Genomic DNA, 18,181 nt, shown 5'->3' with positions numbered 1-18,181 from the left:
GTAACAGCTTTTTTCGCGAGGAATAATATCAGAGTTAAGAAAAAAAACATATATTTATTTATTGGGTTTGACATTTAAAAAAACGCCTTAAAACAGTATCTTAAGGCGTTATGAAATGATGGTTGGCTTCTGGTTGTTTAATGATCAAGGTATAAGAAATTTTGCCAAGACTTCATACGGATTAATACCTTACGCATAATAGACACATGTTCAAAACTATCGGAATAAACAGATATTTCTGCATTAGCACCGACAGGAAGGTGGAATTCTGACACGTCTTCCGTTAATTTTAATTTAACTAAGGCGCGTCCATTTGTTTGAATTGCATTCGTACCAAGTAATGAGCCAGACGCTTGGATTTGTCCTTCGCCAATGGCTGGAATAACTTCGACGACTTCTCCTTGGAATACTCTACCCGGGATTGCTCGGAATAAAAATTCAGCTTTAAAGCCTGCTTGTAAGCGCTGTAAAGAATTTTGACGGAATGCACCGACATAATATTGAGCTTCAGTATGAATAAAGGTCATTACTGGGCGCAAAGGTAGGGGAACGGCCATCATACCAGGACGTAATGCCATTTGAGTTACGTAACCATCAGTAGGCGCTTTTACTATTGTTTCATCAAGATTGAATTGCGCTTGTTCTAGTTCTGCTCGCATACGAGCAACTGTCGTATTTTCACCATTAATTTGAGACTCTAACGCTAATTTTGCTTGTTGTTCTTGTGCTTGAACTGACTCAACGGTTGCTTGCGCGGCTTTATAGTTCTGCTTGCGAGTATCCAGTTGTTGAGCTGTAAATGCGCCTTTTTTATAGCCTTTTTCATAACGTTTAAATTCACGATAGGCTTTATCTTTGTCAGCAGTTGCTTTGATTGTATTCGCTTGAGCTGATTTATAAATGGACTCTAGTTGTAAAGCCCCTTGTTGTGCTTCATTTAATGCGGCTTGTTTACGGACAACTTCTGCTTTAAACGGGATTGGATCTATTTTGAAAAGAACATCACCTTCTTTTAGAGCTTGGTTTGCCTCTACATTAACTTCAATAACTTTGCCTTTCACACTTGGCACTATTGGAGTAGTGACATAAAACTGTCCACCAAATTGAGTGAATGGGTGGTTATAGTTCATTAAAAGAACAAGTGTACCAACAAGAACCACGCCACCTAAGCCTGCCGTTGGTACAGTCCATTTATTTAAAGGGATATTAAATATTTTAAAAACCGCGATACATAAGGCGGTATACGTAAGAATCAGCAATAAATCCATTATATTTGCTCCTCTTTAGAGGGTGTTTGAGGCGGTTGATTCACTTGGTTGATTTCTATTTGAGACAGTTTCTCTGTCAGTAACTCAACTTGATCGTTTAAATGATTAACGCGTGTTTGCAGTTCTAACTGATTATTTTCAATCTTATGAAACCCCCAACCACGATCTTCTCTCCATAGCGTTGCCCAGATCCAAAGGAATGGCCATAGAACGTGAAGAGTAAATAAACTGACCCATCCGGCAATATGGATAGCATCTGAATGAGGATGGTCACGCTTATGTGCTATTTCATAAGGAATATCATGGATAACAATAATTCCATAGAAGATAACTAGCGCTACAAATACGAGTAAGCCGAGGGCAAAATAATCTAAAAACATAAACTTATCCTTGTCGTTATTTACAATCCAATGGGTAACAAAATAGTTACTTTTTAATAACTTGAGTGTCGCATTGCTTGATTAAATACGCAAGGTAGAATCGTAAACTAAGTAGATTAAAGAGAGATAGAAACAAAAAAAACCGATAACTAAATAGCTATCGGTTACGTTTTGTACCGATGAGGGGGAGAATGATAGCTCTATAAACTAACGCAGTTTCGTCCACCATCTTTGGCACGATAAAGGGCTTTATCTGATGCTTTTATTACGTCTTGTGGTTTTTTATATTCGGTATTGTCGGCAACACCAATACTAATCGTCACGTTGACTACTTTGGTTTTATTGGCCTTCCCACGCTTCGCCTGACCTTCTTTTTTATCTTTAGGTCGAGTTGATGTGTCTCGAATAATTAAATCGTAATCGGCAATGTCTTCACGCAGTTCTTCAAGGTATTCGAGGCTTTCTTCTGCGGTTTTGCCTTTAAACAGCACCGTAAACTCTTCACCACCATAACGATATACTTTAGCATTACCTCCGGTTTGCGCCATAATGCTCGCAACCAGTTTAAGTACATCATCACCGGTGTCATGGCCGTAACTGTCATTGAATTTTTTAAAATGATCAACATCTAGCATTGCAATGGTATAACGTCGGCCAAGATGCTTCATTTCAGATTCCAATGCACGTCGCCCAGGAATGCTGGTGAGTTGATCAATAAAGGCAAGCTCGTGGCTCGCTGAAATAATGTATAAAAGAAGAAGTAGACCAGCGATAGAGAACATAGTGCTAGAAATAAATTCAACGCTAAATAGTGAAAAAGTTAACGAAGAGTAAAGTAAGCAAGTGTATGACGCGAGATCGGTATTGTTACTGCGAGTTAAAACAAAAATAGCAGAAAGACCACACATCACTAAGCTATAAAGTACGATGATAATAGGAAGTGGTGATATTTCAGGGATGTTGAGTAGGTAGGTTTCCCAAATCTCCGTCATGTCATTTTCTGAGAAATGCGTCACGATGATCCAACACCAAATGAACATGAATAAAAGAACAGAGAGGTAACCTGCACCATATTTTGAGAAAATTCTACGCTCAGGAAAAATGAAAGTCGCCATCATTGTAATCGGTAAAAGAAAGGCGGTTAGCGTAAATTCAATACGAGTCGTACCAAAAGATAAAGGTACTTGCAGTCTTTCTTGGATGATCCAATAAGCAATCGCCATACTGATGGCAATCATTCCAATTCGACCTTGGTTAAATGGTTGGCTTAAAAGCAATACAATTGATAATACAATGTATGGCAATATGTATGAGAAGCCTTTGTTTTCAGCTGAAAGTTGAATGATACCGCTCATTCCTGTAATCGCAGAAACGACCAAAATTATAGGTAAAAGTAACTTAAACAAAGGGTGACTCAGAAGGCTAGAAGACATTGTTTTTATCTGTTCCTAATAAATCTAAAAAAGTAAAGGCATGTCACTGAATTGGTAGGACAATTTGCCTATTCTATCAATAACAAGACTTTATTAATACGCTTACTACGTAACATTACGTATTTAATAACAATAAGGTATTCGTATGGAATCAAACATTCATAATTATATGGAAGTACTGGTTGGAAAACGTTTCATTGAACTCGATTTCTACCACTCTTATACGCTTGATCAAATAACAGACATGAAATGTATTGCGCTAAATCAACTGCCAACACTTTATATTCGTTATAGCTTAGATATGTTAGCGGCCACACCTGAGAAAAAATTAGGACAATATTACCGTATGGTTGTCGCTGCTGTTGAAAATGCAGAGAAGATGGTAGCAGAGGATAGGCGAGAGCGTCAGGATGAAATTGATAATATTGCGGTTTATACAGCAAAAGATCGTTTTGATTTAGAAGATGAAGAAGTTCCATTTTCTGGTTCGTTGAAAATAGAGTAATAAAAAAGCTCATACAATGGGTAAACAGTTACATGAACTGTATTGTATGAGCCTTTTGTTATTTAATGGTAATTAAGCGCTAGGATTTTCTGTTTCTGTTTCTTCAACAACAGGAGCTGGGAAGGCTTGCACTGGTTTTGCAACTATATTACGAGTCTCTTCTTTTACTTCAGCTAAGGTAACTTGAAGTTGATCACCAAGCTTAAAGGTTTCATGTTTATCGATTGAAACCGTTCCTTGATCGCCATTACATTCAATGCGTTCTTTGTTATCAACAATTAACGAACCAGGAATGAAAGCGGCGGCACCATTTTCAATTAAACGAACACGCATACCTGCACGATTAATATCAAAAATTTCAGCCGTATACTGCGTCTCTTTTTCAACTTCACATGCCAATGTTCGGCAATATAGCCAATCACTCACATTACGTTCAGCCATTCGATGGTAACGACGGCTTAGGGCCAATTCTTCACCGACGATATCATCAGGGCGCTGTACTGGTTCTTTTCCTAAAATATGAGCTTTAAGCATGCGATGGTTAATCATATCGCTGTATTTACGAATTGGTGATGTCCACGTCGCGTAGATATCAAGACCCATTGCATAATGAGGAAGGGGTTCGTTACCTGTCTCGCTGTAAGTTTGGTATTTACGAATACGTGCATCAAGGTAAGACGTCGGTTGGCTACCTAAAAGACGGCGTAGTTCACTGAAACCTTCCAGTGTTGCTATTTGCTCTTCAGTAAATTCAACGCCTTCTAATTGGTTTACAATCTCAACAACGTCTTTAAACTTATCGAGTTTAATACCAGCATGTGAGTTAAATACGCCCATGTTAAAGGTATTACGTAATGTTTTACCTGCACAGATGTTCGCAGTAACCATTGCTTCTTCTACTAGCTTATTCGCGCAGCGACGCGTATCGGCATGAATCGCAACAACATCATTGTCTTCACTTAATTCAAAGCGATAATCTGGGCGATCAGGAAAGATAACAGCATGCGTTTGACGCCATGTAGTACGAGCTTGTGCAAATTCATGCAGTTCAGTAACTACTTGAGCGATGATCTCACTTGGTGCCCAAGTTTCACAATGGCCTGTTTCAAGGAAATCAGACACATTATCGTAAGACAAGCGTGCGTGAGATTTAATCGTCGCGGCGTAGAAGTTAATGGTGTCTTCTTGAATAGTGCCTTCTGCATCAACAATCACGGTACAACAAATCGCAGGGCGTTGTTCATTTTCGATTAGTGAACATAACTCATCACTTAGATCTCTTGGTAGCATTGGTATATTGCGACCAGGAAGATAAATAGTGTAACCACGCTGACGTGCCACTTTATCCATCTCATCATCTGGAGTGATATAAGCGGTAGGATCGGCAATCGCAATAGTCAGTTCAAAAGAACCGTTGTCTTGCTTTTTAATATAAAGGGCATCATCCATGTCTTTGGTTGATGAACCATCAATGGTTACAAATGGTGTTTCGGTCATATCGACACGAACTAAATCAGCGTCGTCTTTAATTTCCCAATGTTCAATGCCTTTAGGTTCTGAATTTGGTAAATCATTTTGAGCAAGAGTTACCCACCAAGGCGCGATTTTGTCATCGGTGTCAGTGATCTTATGAGTGATGTCACATAGAAAGCCGTCATCTCCTTTTAATGGGTGCTGTGTTAACTCAGCAACAACCCAATCACCTTCGTTTAAGGTTTCTGGATTTACACCTTTACGTGTTTTTGCTTTTATTGCATTTTTTAGGCTAGGGTGATCAGGCATTACCTGTAGACGTTTTTTAAACATCTGAATGCGGCCAATAAATCGAGTAACTGATTGTTCAACAAGTTGATCTGGTTCTGCTTGGTCTTTGTCATTTTCAGTACGAATAAGAGCAATGACTCTGTCACCATGCATCACTTTTTTCATTTGTGCTGGTGGAATAAAGACGCTTTTTTTCTTGTCATCTGATTCTAAGAAGCCAAAACCACGGTCGGTTGCTTTAATTGTGCCTTCTTTTTTAGGCAATTTTTCTTGTATTTGCTGCTTCAATTGCGCAAGTAATGGGTTATCTTGAAACATGAGCCTTCATAATATAGTTAGAGAAATAACGAGCTAACTTTACTATCGCACTTAATTGATTACTAGAAAACTTGGTTGAAATGTATAAAAAAGAGTGTTTAGCGTACAAAAAACTGCCTAAACTAAGAAAAGAGAGTTAAATTTGTGAACTTGCTCAATTTTTTCTGGTAATTCTTGCAGTATTAGGGCATTATCCGCGCCCTGAGTTAATCATCTTACATACACTTTTGTATTAAGAGATTAACCCGTCCTGTCCCGAGTGCTTGTGTGTGTAATGGAACTTGCTGAGCAAATGGGACCGTTTTTATATGATTAATTATTGGGATCCCAATGTCAGAAACTATTACTGAATTTCGCCAACTGGCTTTAGAAGAAACTTTATTATCTGCTCTTGATGAAATGGGCTTTGTTGCTCCAACACCAATCCAAGCAGAATCAATTCCTCTATTATTAGCTGGTCGTGATGCACTTGGTAAAGCACAGACAGGTACTGGTAAAACAGCTGCTTTCTCTTTGCCTCTTTTAAACAAAATCAACCTTAAGCAACATAACCCACAAGCAATCATCATGGCTCCAACGCGTGAACTTGCTATTCAGGTTGCTGCTGAAGTTAAGAATCTTGGTCGTAACATCAAGGGTCTTAAAGTTTTAGAAATCTACGGTGGTGCTTCTATCGTTGATCAAATGCGTGCCCTAAGCCGTGGCGCACACATTGTTGTTGGTACTCCTGGTCGTGTTAAAGATTTACTTAACCGTGACCGTCTAAACCTTGGCGAAGTTCATACGTTCATCCTTGATGAAGCCGATGAAATGCTAAAAATGGGTTTTGTTGATGATGTAACTTGGATTCTTGAAAAAGCGCCAGAAACAGCTCAACGTATCCTGTTCTCTGCAACTATGCCACCAATGGTTAAGACAATTGTTGACCGTTACCTACGTGATCCTGCTCGTGTTGATGTTGCTGGTACTAACAATACTGTTGAACAAGTAACGCAAAACTTCTGGATTGTTAAAGGCGTAGAAAAAGACGAAGCAATGTCTCGTCTACTTGAAACTGAAGAAACTGATGCATCAATCGTATTCGTTCGTACTCGTCAAGATACAGAGCGTCTAGCTGATTGGTTATCTGCTCGTGGCTTTAAAGCTGCTGCATTGCACGGTGATATTCCTCAGTCTCTACGTGAGCGTACTGTTGACCATATCAAACGTGGCGTTATCGATATCCTAGTTGCAACAGATGTTGTTGCTCGTGGTCTTGATGTTCCTCGTATTACACACGTATTTAACTACGACATCCCATTCGATGTTGAGTCTTACATCCACCGTATCGGCCGTACTGGTCGTGCTGGACGTAAAGGTAAAGCGATTCTTTTAGTTCGCACAAACCAAATTCGTATGCTTCGTACTATTGAACGTGTAACTAAATCTTCAATGGTAGAAATCGAACTTCCACATCGCGATCAAGTTGCAGAAGCTCGTCTAGCGGTTCTTGGTGCTGAATTAGCAGCAGATAAAGAATTCGTTGCACTAGAAGCATTCTCTGACTTAATCATTAAGCTTCAGGAAACTCTAGAAGTTGATGCATCAACAATTGCAGCAATGCTTCTTAAGCGTCAACAAGGTAAGCGTCCTTTATTCTATAAAGGTCCAGATCCAATGATCGCAGCAGTAGAACGTTCGAAAAATCGTCGTCCTGAGCGCGGTGATCGTGGTGACCGTCCTGAACGTGGTGAGCGTCGTGACCGCAATGATCGTGGTGACCGTCCTGACCGTGGCGAACGTCGTCAATACAACAATGACGATTTCGATACGTACCAATTAGAAGTTGGTCGTGATCAAGGCGTTCAAGTTAAAGACATCGTAGGTGCTTTAGCTAACGAACTTGGTTTCACTAAAGGTGCTATCGGTGCAATCAAACTTGCTCCGGGTCACACATACGTACAGCTTCCTAAGAAAATGTCTTCTGACGTTGCAAGCAAGCTTAAGCAATTACGTATTCGTCAAAACGAAGTGAAAGCGGTTGTTGTTGAAGGCGTTGACCTAACAATTGATCGTCGTCCTCGTACTGGCGGTGGCGCTGGTGATAACGCTGGTGCTGGTGCAGGCCGTGGTGGTTACCGTGGCAATCGCGAAGGCGGTGCTGGTGCAGCTCGTGGTGGCGAACGTCGTTTTGACCGCAACAAAGGTGGCGATCACCGTGGTAGTCACCGTGGCGAACGAGCTCCAGGCGCAAGCCGTGCTCCACGCACACCTCGTGAAGACTAATTAATAAGATTTAATAATAAAAACCGAGCTCATGTAGCTCGGTTTTTTTATGCCTGTAACTTTGATTGTTGAAGAACCTATTTATAAACTCCCTTCTTGAATTCATTAATCGTAAATATAATTTTATGCACTAGGTAAGCGACCTAATAAAATTTAGGTTTTTATGTGGTTCTATCGATAGATTTTTATTTATATGTTTTCGTTTTTACTTAATAGTGGTATTTTCTTGGAAATAGCCGTGCTGAACATTATCACCACTGCGAGTACTATTTTTATTAGTGAATGGAAAATAAAATGGATAATGAAATCCGACTGCGCGCTCTTGAACAAACTGATCTTCGATTTATTCATCAGTTAAATAACAACAGGTCGATTATGTCCTATTGGTTCGAAGAGCCTTATGAATCTTATTATGAACTTGAAGATTTATTTCGTAAGCATATTCATGACAGTAACGAACGTCGCTTCATTGCTGAAAATAAAGATCAACAATCGATTGGACTTGTAGAGTTGGTTGAGATCAATTCAATACACCGTAATGCTGAGTTCCAAATTATTATCGCTCCGGATTTTCAAGGTTGTGGTTATGCGAGAGCTTTGATTCATAAAGCGCTTAATTATGCATTTACGATTCTAAATCTTCATAAAGTGTATTTGCATGTTGCTGTTAATAATGAGAAAGCGATTCATTTATATGAAAAATGTGGTTTTCTTAAAGAAGGTCATTTAATCAAAGAAATCTTTGTTAATGGAGAATATTGCGATGTTAAGCGTATGTATATTCTTCAAGAATTCTATTTATCAAATCGCGATAAATAATGAAATAAGCCGAAGTTCATTTTCGGCTTTTATCGACAATAAATAAGTACTCATTACGTTATTATTGATTTTATTGGCGTTTAATTGTTATTGCTCTTTTGGTTGGCTGACAATAAACCCACAAGTAATAGTAGCAATGGTTTACTCTTCTTCGTTATGAATAAACGATATCGTCGATGACTTAAGTATAGACCTCATATTACCTCTTACTTTTCCTATGAGGACACCTCAAAATCCAGTAAGTCGGATTCTTTATTGGGAGTGTATTCGAACTATTAATAATCATAATGCGGTAGGTTAGCGGTGATTAGCTAAAATCGACTTCTTAGTTTGTTTTTTATTTGCTATCCTCATGTAATAAACCATTATTATTTACACATATATTTAGGGATAGAAAGAGATGCCAGCGTTATCAGTTTTATTGATGGATAGCTTTAACTACTTCAAAACGCATTTTGTTGCCTTTTGTATTCTCGTTTTGCCTTTTGCATTACTGACGAATGGCATCGCTTTAAGTTTTAATGAAGACGATGGATCAGGTAAATTTTTACTTTATATGCTATTTATTCTGACTATTTATCCTTTCTATAAAGGGGCAATATTGGCTTATATTGCGTATTCGTTTGATGGTCGTCGAGTACCGTTCTCACAGTTGTATCAGATACCAGCGAAAACATGGTTCTCTTTTGTTCTCATGAATATGATTTTAGGCGCTGCAGTATTAATGGGCTTTATCGCATTAATCTTGCCTGGACTGTATTTAATGGCACGTTTTTCATTCACTGAAATTTATTGTGTATTGTATAAAGAAACGGCCATCGATTCGATTAAGCTCGGTTGGCATGAGACAAAAGACAACTATTGGATTCTGTTTAAAGGGTTGGTGATTATCTTTGGTTTTACAACAGGCTTAATGTGGGCGGTTGAATATGGTTTTGCATTAATTGGTTTGAAATCGACAGCGCTCTCTTTCGTTTTTTCTGTATGTGAAGTCGTCTTATCAATGATGAATACTATTTTTATCTTTAGAGTATTTACTGTTAATACAAAGAAACTCGATGAAATCCAAGCCATTGAATAATAAATAGTAATGTCAATAAAGAACCATTTAAAACAGTCACTTTAATCGAGTGGCTGTTTTTTTATGTGTTTTAAATAGTGAGACAGCTGTTGCAAAATTGTTAATGTAACTTTGACCGCATAAATAAGGTAATGCGATGATATTTTTTATACCTACTATTTAATTGCTGTATATAGGAAATATTAATGAAGTTTAGACATAAAATAATCGCGGCATTTTCGCTAATAATGACAGGAACCCTCGCTGTTTTAAGTACCGTTCAATACATCAATATGAAACAAGAAGTAGAGAGTCAGGTTGAATCAAGTATTTTAGAAATTGTAAATGGGGTGCGCAATACGGTTAGTTCTGAACTTTCAGGTAAGACATTACTAGCAGAGTATGCCACTCGTATGATAGAGAGTGATTCGAGTGAGACAGGTATTGAGAAGGTATTAAATCAGCCGCAAATGAAACAAGCGTTTATTTTAGCAGGAATTGGATTTGAAGATGGCCGTGACTTTATGAGTAATGATCCATCGTGGAAACCTGTGAATTATGATCCTAAGACGCGTAGTTGGTATAAAGCGGCAAAGCAGCAAGGAAAAACTATTATCACGGCTCCTTATGAAGACGCGGCAACGGGGCAAATATTGGTTTCAGTTGGAACGCCAGTGAAAGAAAATGGCGTTTTTTCTGGTGCAATATTCTTTGATTTAAGTTTAGGTTCGTTAGCTGAGTTAGTTAATCAGGTGACCTTGTTTGATGCTGGTTATTTATTTATTGTTGATAACGATGGAACGGTCATTGCGCATCCTAACCGTAAATTTAATGGCAAAGGCATGTCATCGTTCTTACCAAAAGTGAGTCTTCGTGAAGGAATACAAAAAATAGAAATAGAGGGAATTCCTTACAACATCGATTTTACGCCAATTCAAGGGCAAAATTGGTCTGTTGGTGTTGTTCTGAACCAAAATAAAGTATTTGAATACGTGAATGAATTACGAAATAGTTCGGTGATTTACTCTGTGATTGCGATTATTTTATCTATTATGTTGATGCTTGTATTTATAACCAAATTGATTCGTCCTATTCAGGATTTAAATAAAGCGATTGAAAATGTCAGTTCAGGTGACGCGGATTTGACTCAGCGTCTTGATACAAAGATAGATGCAGAATTTGCGCCTTTAGCGGAAGGGTTTAATCAATTTGTTATTAATTTACAAACTCAGGTGACAGAAACAAAACAATTAAGCCATCAGTTAATGCGAAGTACAGAGCAAATTTCAGCAGGGGCGCAAGAGTCGTCTAATGCGATGAATACACAGATGATGGAGCTTGAGCAACTGGCTACGGCAATGAATGAAATGGCGGCAACGTCGGTTGATGTCGCCAATAATGTACAGAGTGCTGCCGAATTTGCTAAACAGGCTGATATCGCGACAGAGCATGGCATGAGTGTCGTTGGACAAACTACTGAAGCCATTCATGGGCTATCAACGAATATCAATCAAGCGGTAGTTGAGGTTGAGAGCTTAGAGAAAGCAACGGATAGCATTGGTACTATCTTACGAGTGATTAATGATATTGCGGAACAAACCAATCTATTAGCATTGAATGCGGCGATAGAATCAGCACGAGCGGGTGAGGCAGGGCGTGGTTTTGCGGTTGTGGCAGATGAAGTCAGAACGCTTGCAAAGCGCACACAGCAATCAACCACTGAAATAGCGACAATGATTGAACAATTACAATCAGGGGCGTCTAGAGTGTCTTCTGCGATGTCGAGCAGTCAAGATAGTGCAGAGTCAACTGTTGAAACTGCGAAGCAGACAGCAAATGCATTAGGAAAGATCAGAGAAACAATACAACTGATCAATGACATGAATATTCACATCGCATCCGCAGCAGAAGAGCAAAGCCATGTTGCAGAAGAGATTAATGGTAAAACGGTGAACATTAAAGATCTCTCTATTGTTGTGCATGACGCTTCTAAAAACGCAGGAACAGCGATTAATGAACAGGTAGAACTTGTAAACAGGCAAGAAAAAATCATGGATAAATTTACGGTATAACAATAAATGTTGATTATGGTGTAGATAAAAGCTCAGGTTAGCCCTGAGCTTTTTCTGTTGTTGATTCCCAATACGAGAACAGGCGAGATAAGCTAAAGCAAAGAATGAAATAACAGAGAGCAACCACGATCCAAATTTCAAAGATCATTCCGCTTGAGTTTGCAATTTCAGTACCAACAAAGGTTAATTCTTGTATCGATATTAGGGATATAATAGAAGAGTCTTTCACTAACGAAATACACTGACCTGCAAGAGGAGGGATGATCACTTTAAACACTTGGGGTGCAATAATATAGCGATAACGATGCCACGTTGATAAGCCTAAACTTCTTGCTGCCTCATGCTGTCCTTTTGGTATTGCGTCTAATCCTGAACGAACCACTTCGCCGATATAAGCAGCAGAGATCATTCCAATACAAAGTACCCCTGAGATTAGATTTTCCCATAAAGATGCAGGGCCGAATAGAATGGACTGAAGTGGGTTAATATTGCCACTGTGCTCTCGTAATAGATGCTCTAAACCAAATAAAGGCACAAGTTGATTAGCAATAAAAAAGTAAAAGATGAAAATAAAAACAAGGGGAGGAATATTTCGAATCAGTTGTATATAACTGTTCGAAAGAGCACGAATAAATGTGATGTTAGAGCGACGGCCCAATCCCAATAAAGTACCAAACAACACAGCAAAGATCATTCCCCAAAACGTTAAACGTAATGTAGAAATTATCCCATCAAAAAAATAAGGCAGAGAGCCATCAGATTTACTGGTAAAGAGTAAAGAGATGGCTTTGGACCATTGCCAATGGTAGGTCAATGATCCACTGTCTTTGAGAAATAACCATGAGATACTACCAGCAACAATGGCCAGTAGTATCCAATCTAATCGATTTAGTGAAAAATGTTTACTTTGCTGCATTGGCATTAGTTCGCTATTTGTGACTGCCAATCTAGGCTAGTAAACCAATAATCGTAGCGTTCTTTTAACCAACCATCTTCAGTTCGGTCTTTAATCCATTGGTCAAAAAATGCTTTTTTATCATCTTCGCCTAAACGTACAGCAAAAGCTTCATTTCCTTCAGAAAGGCGCTCTTTGAAAGGAAGGTAAAGCACATCAGAATATTTGATAGCATCAAACTCTGGTTTTGGTGTTGAAGCTGCAACCGCATGAGCATTGCCATTTAATACTTCTTGAAACGCTTGAGCATCATCATCAAATTGAAGAACTTTTGCTTTAGGGAAGCTTTCTCTAACGGCGGCAACGGTAACGGCACCACGACGAACGGCAATTTTTACACGGCGAGAATTGAATTGCTCACGAGTAAAGCCTTCCGTTAATTTTTTATTTGCAGCAACTTGTACACCAGAGTGTGAATAAGGGGTCGTAAATAAAACACTTTTTGCTCGTTCATCAGTAATGGTTAATCCACCAATGATCACATCGAATTTCCCTGAGATCAGAGAAGGAATAATGCCATCCCATGCTGTAGGTATGAAAACAATATCTAAGCCAGAGTCTTTAGCAAGGCGTTTCGCAACATCGACTTCAAAACCGATCAAATTACCCTGCGTATCACGCATAGCCCAAGGGACAAAAGTACTGAGACCTACTTTAAGTGTGCCACGTTCTTTTATCTTATCTACATTGGGTGTCATTGATTCTGAAAAGGCCGAGCTACTAAAAAGTAGGCATAGGCTAACAAAAGATAATAATATTCGCTTCATGCTGTGTGTTCTCCATTAATGTGAATTATGCATTTTATGCTCTAACCAGGCAGATAACCCTGAGAGACTGAGTGTAACTAATAAATAGATAGCGGCGACACTGAACCAAATTTCGAATGGCATTGCGGTATCTGCGACAATGTTTCGTCCTTCCGTTGTTAAATCAAAAATCGCCATCACACTGACTATAGAAGAGTTTTTTACTAAAGAAACTAATTCATTAGTGAGTGAAGGTAAGGTTTTTTGAATTACTTGAGGAAGAATAATGTATCGATAGCTATTAAAAGAAGATAAACCAAGCGAGCGGCAGGCTTCAAATTGCCCTTTAGGTAAATTGACCAAACCTGAGCGTAAAATCTCTGCGGTATAAGCCCCTTGAAATAGAGCTAAAGCAAGGATAGCCGTAGAGAATCGTTCTAATCCTAAATAAGGGCCAAATACAAAATAAAGTAAATAGATTTGCACCAATAAGGGCGTATTTCGAATTAACTCAATATAACCTTTGGCCAATGAGCGGCCAACGACAGAATCAGATAAGCGTAATAAGGCCGTAATAAGGGCAATCACGAAGGTTGCTATTGCGCTTAACCCTGAGATTTGTAACGTAACCAATAAGCCTTCGATTAATTCAGCTGGAAACCATTCACCGTCTTCGTAAAAAAAGAGGAAATCAGGTACTCGGTCCCATTGCCACTGATAATTCATGGCTTCAGCTCCGCTATTTAATACCCAGAATAATCCAAGAGTAATAAAGGCGATTTGGAGTAAAGCGGAAAATACGGGCTGCAATATGTTGAGAAAGTTGCGCATATTAGTAGCTCAAGATTTGGTTTAAAAAAGTTTGAGTACGATGATGTTTTGGGTGTTCAAAAAATTCATTTGGTTCGGCGATTTCAATAATCTCACCTTCATCCATAAAAACAACACGATCAGCCACTTTTTTAGCAAATCCCATTTCATGAGTAACGCAGACCATGGTCATGCCGTCTTTTGCTAGATTTGACATAACATCCAAGACTTCACTGATCATTTCAGGATCTAACGCGGAAGTTGGTTCATCAAATAACAGAATTTTCGGTTCCATGCACAATGAGCGAGCAATGGCGACACGTTGCTGCTGACCACCCGAGAGCTGAGAGGGGAATTTATTCGCCTGCTCTGCAATGTTAACGCGCTCTAAATAATGCAAGGCACGTTTATTGGCTTCAGCTTTAGAGAGTTTTAAGGTTTTGATGGGTGCTAGTGTCAGATTTTCTAATACCGTTAAATGTGGGAATAAATTGAAATGTTGAAACACCATGCCAATTTGACCTTTAGACTGCTGCTTTGTTGACACGGGTTGACCAAAAACAGATAACTCTCCAGATTCAATGGATTCTAGCGTATTAATACAGCGGATCAGAGTGGATTTACCAGAACCAGAGGGGCCGCATATAACCACTTTTTCACCTTGAGCGATAGAGAGGTTAATGTTTTTTAAAGCATGGAATTGATCATAATACTTTTCTACGTGTTTAAAAGTAATCACGGAGTTAGTCTGTGTATTTTGACGGCTCACAATACATCCTTTTTCTTAGTTCTTAAACTTACTCTAACATATTCATAAGGCTAAAGAAGTGAATCTTTTTTGGTGGATGAATTTTAAACAATATTGGGTGTTATGTACACTTGAGGTTAAATCTTAACTGAGAGACTTATTTATATTAAATTAACCATTGCACAACAGAAGAAGACACGTTACGTTAACAGGATGGAGAATAAACATGCAGTATACAGAGTATATGCTGCATAAATAGACGGAAGCATAATAATGTATCAAACTGATGATGTACGAATTAACAAAGTAAAAGAACTTTTACCCCCTGTTGCGATTTTAGAAAAATTTCCTGCGACAGATACGGCTGCTAAGACGGTGTTTGAATCTCGTCAATCAATTCATAATATTCTACAAGGTGACGATGACCGTCTACTTGTTATTATTGGTCCGTGTTCAATTCATGATACTGAAGCCGCACTAGAATATGGCGCTAAGTTAAAAACATTGCGTGATGAATTAGGCGATCGCCTTGAAATTGTTATGCGTGTTTATTTTGAAAAACCTCGTACAACCGTTGGTTGGAAAGGTCTAATTAACGACCCATACATGGATGATTCATTTAAACTGAATGATGGCCTTCGTATGGGACGTAAGCTCTTACTCGATCTTACTGATATGGGACTGCCAACCGCGGGTGAGTTTCTTGATATGATCACTCCACAGTACATGGCTGATTTAATCAGTTGGGGAGCGATTGGTGCTCGTACAACAGAATCACAAGTTCACCGTGAATTGTCTTCTGGCCTGTCTTGCCCTGTTGGTTTTAAAAATGGCACTGATGGTAATATCAAGATAGCAACAGATGCGATTCGCTCTGCTGGGTCTTCTCACCATTTCTTATCAGTAACTAAATACGGTCATTCTGCGATTATTGAAACCGCGGGTAACCCTGATTGCCATATCATCTTACGTGGTGGTAAAGAGCCAAATTACAGCGCTGCACATGTAAAACCAGTTAAAGAGCAACTTGCGGCATCTGGTTTACCTGAGAAAGTGATGATTGATTTCAGTCATGCTAATAGCTCAAAAGACTTTAAGCGTCAGATGATTGTTTCGGATGATGTTTGTGGCCAAATCTCTGGCGGTGAAGACGCTGTTTTTGGTGTGATGATTGAAAGTCACCTAGTGGAAGGTCGTCAAGATCTTGTTAATGGCAAAGTTGCAACTTACGGCCAATCTATTACTGATGCTTGTATTGGTTGGGATGATACGGAAACAGTTCTTCATCAACTTGCGAATGCAGTCACTGCTCGTCGTAATAAATAACACGACATCTTATCAATAAATAAACGCCAATAACTGAGAAGTTGTTGGCGTTTATTTGTTTCTTATAAAACGGACATTAGCCTTGGCCTTTTGCCATGGTTAATGTTCGTTTTAGTGTCCAACGTAGAAGAAGTGGAATACTTTCGGGTCCATTATCTTCACAGTATTGCACTATCGCTAAGGCTAAATCAGGCTTAGCGTATTTTTTTAGTGTTTTTATAATGATTTTTTTAGGCGGTACAGGTTGATCTACCGATGTATTTGAAAGCTCTCTAAATAAGGGCTCAAAACCATGGTGATATAAATAATGCTCAATGTCTTTATGTGGAAGCTCCGTTAAACGGTGGCGTTGGTGTTCATTATCTAACTGACTTTTTACCGCAAACGCGTATTTTTTCCCTGCGGGATCACCATCGGTCACTACATGCCATTCAATGTGTAAGGTTTTTGCGATTTTTATGAGTGATTTTAATCCTGATTGTGCAAATTCGATGATTTGAATGCCTTCTGCTGCCAAGTTATAACCTAAAATTCGTGCCATTTCATTAAACAACCAAACTTCAGTTTCCCCTTCAACCAGTAACCAACAACGAGCGAATAAGGCATTTGATCGTTGGAATCGGACATGGAAAGTAATTCGACGTAAATCGTCTTTAGAAAGACAGGTCGGAGAGACTGAATAGCAAGAGGTGGAGTCAGATTCTCGAACCAAACGACGTATCGAACAAAGGGGAACGGTACTCAGTAGCTCGCTGCTGTTTGTTGTTAATATTTTTTGCATGGGAATATGATTAAGCAATGTCCATGCTTGTATTAGTTGGGTTGGGTGTAATCGCCCCTCGGGATCTTCCACTATCATTAGAGGTCGAGCTGATGGTTTGAGGACATTCGGTCCTTTTGCTCTTAAATACGTATTAAGTAAACCAAGCAGTAATAGTTTGGTTTGTTTGCTTTTGTTTTGATTAATAAATTGGGTTAATGAGATACCTTCGGTTTTTTGGCCAAAGAAGAGATCATCATGAATTCGATGTTGTGTATGTCGATTATGATTTTTAAATGCAAAGTAGTGCTCGACTAACGCTTGCATTGAATGGAGAGCACTTTTTATTTCACCACTGCTAACTTGACCAGGAGAGGTAAGTAGACGGCGGCAGGTATTATTGATACGTCGCTCAATGCGATCATCAGGTAAAGGCGCCGTGTCTCCATCTGGGTGAAGCCGTCTGGCGTCGCGTATACGAATGACAGGGTGTAAGCGAATAAGCTCATACACAAGCATATGAATTTTATGATAACGAAGAATACGGCCTTTATTATCTAAAAAAGAATGGGATGCCGTTATTTTTCCGTCATTATTTGTTGCACTAATACGGTAATAAATACGTTGTGCGTGGCTGTTTTCATCTGGTTGCCATAATGAAGCGAGTTTTCTATAGCGGCCAGCTCTGTACTCATTTTTTTCTGTGGTCTGAAAAGTAATGATGATTTGAATGTGCTGATCTTGAGTGTAAGAGATGGAATGGTCTTGATGGAAGTCAGTTAATGAAAATTGATGCAGCTCTCCTGAAATAGGCAGAGCGATAGATAGGGCATCAAGTAATGATGATTTGCCCCATGTATTTTCACCTATCAGAGTGGTGAGTTGTTCAAAAGAAAGAGATAGGCGTTTTATGCCACGAAATCCTGAAACTTCAATACGTTCTAAAAGCATA

Annotated in this window: 15 protein-coding genes; 6 read left to right on the top strand and 9 right to left on the bottom strand. The window is 39.0% G+C overall.

The features are described 5' to 3' along the window. Nucleotides 1-137: 137 nt before the first annotated feature. The 3 genes from A6E04_RS14800 to A6E04_RS14790 all read right to left on the bottom strand — a co-directional run bounded on the left by A6E04_RS14800 (nucleotide 138) and on the right by A6E04_RS14790 (nucleotide 3,081). Complete coding sequence (locus A6E04_RS14800; RefSeq protein ID WP_065611711.1) at nucleotides 138-1,268, bottom strand: HlyD family secretion protein; 1,131 nt, start codon at nucleotides 1,266-1,268, stop codon at nucleotides 138-140. After that, complete coding sequence (locus tag A6E04_RS14795) at nucleotides 1,268-1,648, bottom strand: DUF3302 domain-containing protein (protein ID WP_012551777.1); 381 nt, start codon at nucleotides 1,646-1,648, stop codon at nucleotides 1,268-1,270. The genes A6E04_RS14800 and A6E04_RS14795 overlap by 1 nt, the downstream gene beginning before the upstream one ends. Nucleotides 1,649-1,848: 200 nt before the next feature. Further along, on the bottom strand, nucleotides 1,849-3,081 hold the full coding sequence (locus A6E04_RS14790; RefSeq protein ID WP_017020896.1) for a GGDEF domain-containing protein: 1,233 nt from the start codon (nucleotides 3,079-3,081) through the stop codon (nucleotides 1,849-1,851). A 145-nt stretch (nucleotides 3,082-3,226) separates the two neighbouring features. Between A6E04_RS14790 and A6E04_RS14785 the strand changes: the two genes are divergently transcribed. Beyond that, nucleotides 3,227-3,586: a late competence development ComFB family protein gene (locus A6E04_RS14785; RefSeq protein ID WP_023604370.1), complete on the top strand. Its 360-nt coding sequence runs from the start codon at nucleotides 3,227-3,229 to the stop codon at nucleotides 3,584-3,586. Between the two features lie 72 nt (nucleotides 3,587-3,658). Here the strand turns inward: A6E04_RS14785 and A6E04_RS14780 are convergent, their stop codons facing one another. After that, on the bottom strand, nucleotides 3,659-5,668 hold the full coding sequence (locus A6E04_RS14780; protein ID WP_017020894.1) for an exoribonuclease II: 2,010 nt from the start codon (nucleotides 5,666-5,668) through the stop codon (nucleotides 3,659-3,661). A 330-nt stretch (nucleotides 5,669-5,998) separates the two neighbouring features. Here A6E04_RS14780 and A6E04_RS14775 point away from each other — a divergent pair, with 330 nt between their 5' ends. From A6E04_RS14775 to A6E04_RS14760, 4 genes are all read left to right on the top strand, one after another. After that, the gene (locus tag A6E04_RS14775; protein WP_065611710.1) at nucleotides 5,999-7,933 is read left to right on the top strand and encodes a DEAD/DEAH box helicase; all 1,935 of its coding nucleotides are present in this window, start codon (nucleotides 5,999-6,001) and stop codon (nucleotides 7,931-7,933) included. 294 nt (nucleotides 7,934-8,227) lie between these two features. Then, on the top strand, nucleotides 8,228-8,752 hold the full coding sequence (speG, locus tag A6E04_RS14770; protein ID WP_023604368.1) for a spermidine N1-acetyltransferase: 525 nt from the start codon (nucleotides 8,228-8,230) through the stop codon (nucleotides 8,750-8,752). A gap of 400 nt (nucleotides 8,753-9,152) precedes the next feature. Then, complete coding sequence (locus A6E04_RS14765) at nucleotides 9,153-9,833, top strand: hypothetical protein (protein WP_017020891.1); 681 nt, start codon at nucleotides 9,153-9,155, stop codon at nucleotides 9,831-9,833. A 185-nt stretch (nucleotides 9,834-10,018) separates the two neighbouring features. After that, nucleotides 10,019-11,884: a methyl-accepting chemotaxis protein gene (locus tag A6E04_RS14760; RefSeq protein ID WP_065611709.1), complete on the top strand. Its 1,866-nt coding sequence runs from the start codon at nucleotides 10,019-10,021 to the stop codon at nucleotides 11,882-11,884. Nucleotides 11,885-11,921: 37 nt separating this feature from the next. On the opposite strand, the gene A6E04_RS14755 is transcribed toward A6E04_RS14760, so the two are convergent. The 4 genes from A6E04_RS14755 to A6E04_RS14740 form a co-directional block, all read right to left on the bottom strand. Continuing rightward, the gene (locus tag A6E04_RS14755; RefSeq protein WP_175365436.1) at nucleotides 11,922-12,806 is read right to left on the bottom strand and encodes an amino acid ABC transporter permease; all 885 of its coding nucleotides are present in this window, start codon (nucleotides 12,804-12,806) and stop codon (nucleotides 11,922-11,924) included. Beyond that, nucleotides 12,806-13,537, bottom strand: a complete 732-nt coding sequence (locus A6E04_RS14750; RefSeq protein WP_231850981.1) for a transporter substrate-binding domain-containing protein — start codon at nucleotides 13,535-13,537, stop codon at nucleotides 12,806-12,808. Before A6E04_RS14750 ends, A6E04_RS14755 begins: the two co-directional genes overlap by 1 nt. An 84-nt stretch (nucleotides 13,538-13,621) precedes the next feature. Further along, nucleotides 13,622-14,416 (bottom strand): amino acid ABC transporter permease, encoded by a 795-nt coding sequence (locus tag A6E04_RS14745; protein ID WP_017020887.1) that lies wholly within the window; start codon nucleotides 14,414-14,416, stop codon nucleotides 13,622-13,624. Nucleotide 14,417: 1 nt separating this feature from the next. After that, entirely contained in the window at nucleotides 14,418-15,164 is a 747-nt protein-coding gene (locus tag A6E04_RS14740) for an amino acid ABC transporter ATP-binding protein (RefSeq protein WP_017020886.1), read from the bottom strand. A gap of 252 nt (nucleotides 15,165-15,416) precedes the next feature. On the opposite strand from A6E04_RS14740, the gene aroG reads away from it, so the two are divergent. Continuing rightward, complete coding sequence (gene aroG / locus A6E04_RS14735; protein WP_065611708.1) at nucleotides 15,417-16,469, top strand: 3-deoxy-7-phosphoheptulonate synthase AroG; 1,053 nt, start codon at nucleotides 15,417-15,419, stop codon at nucleotides 16,467-16,469. A 76-nt stretch (nucleotides 16,470-16,545) separates the two neighbouring features. On the opposite strand, the gene A6E04_RS14730 is transcribed toward aroG, so the two are convergent. Next, complete coding sequence (locus tag A6E04_RS14730; RefSeq protein WP_026025325.1) at nucleotides 16,546-18,180, bottom strand: ATP-dependent endonuclease; 1,635 nt, start codon at nucleotides 18,178-18,180, stop codon at nucleotides 16,546-16,548. Nucleotide 18,181: the final 1 nt, after the last annotated feature.

Origin of the sequence: Aliivibrio logei (assembly GCF_001691055.1) — a bacterium.
Lineage (GTDB): Bacteria > Pseudomonadota > Gammaproteobacteria > Enterobacterales > Vibrionaceae > Aliivibrio > Aliivibrio salmonicida.
The sequence above is the reverse complement of the archived record's forward strand: the minus strand, read 5'-3'. Positions and strand labels throughout refer to the sequence as shown.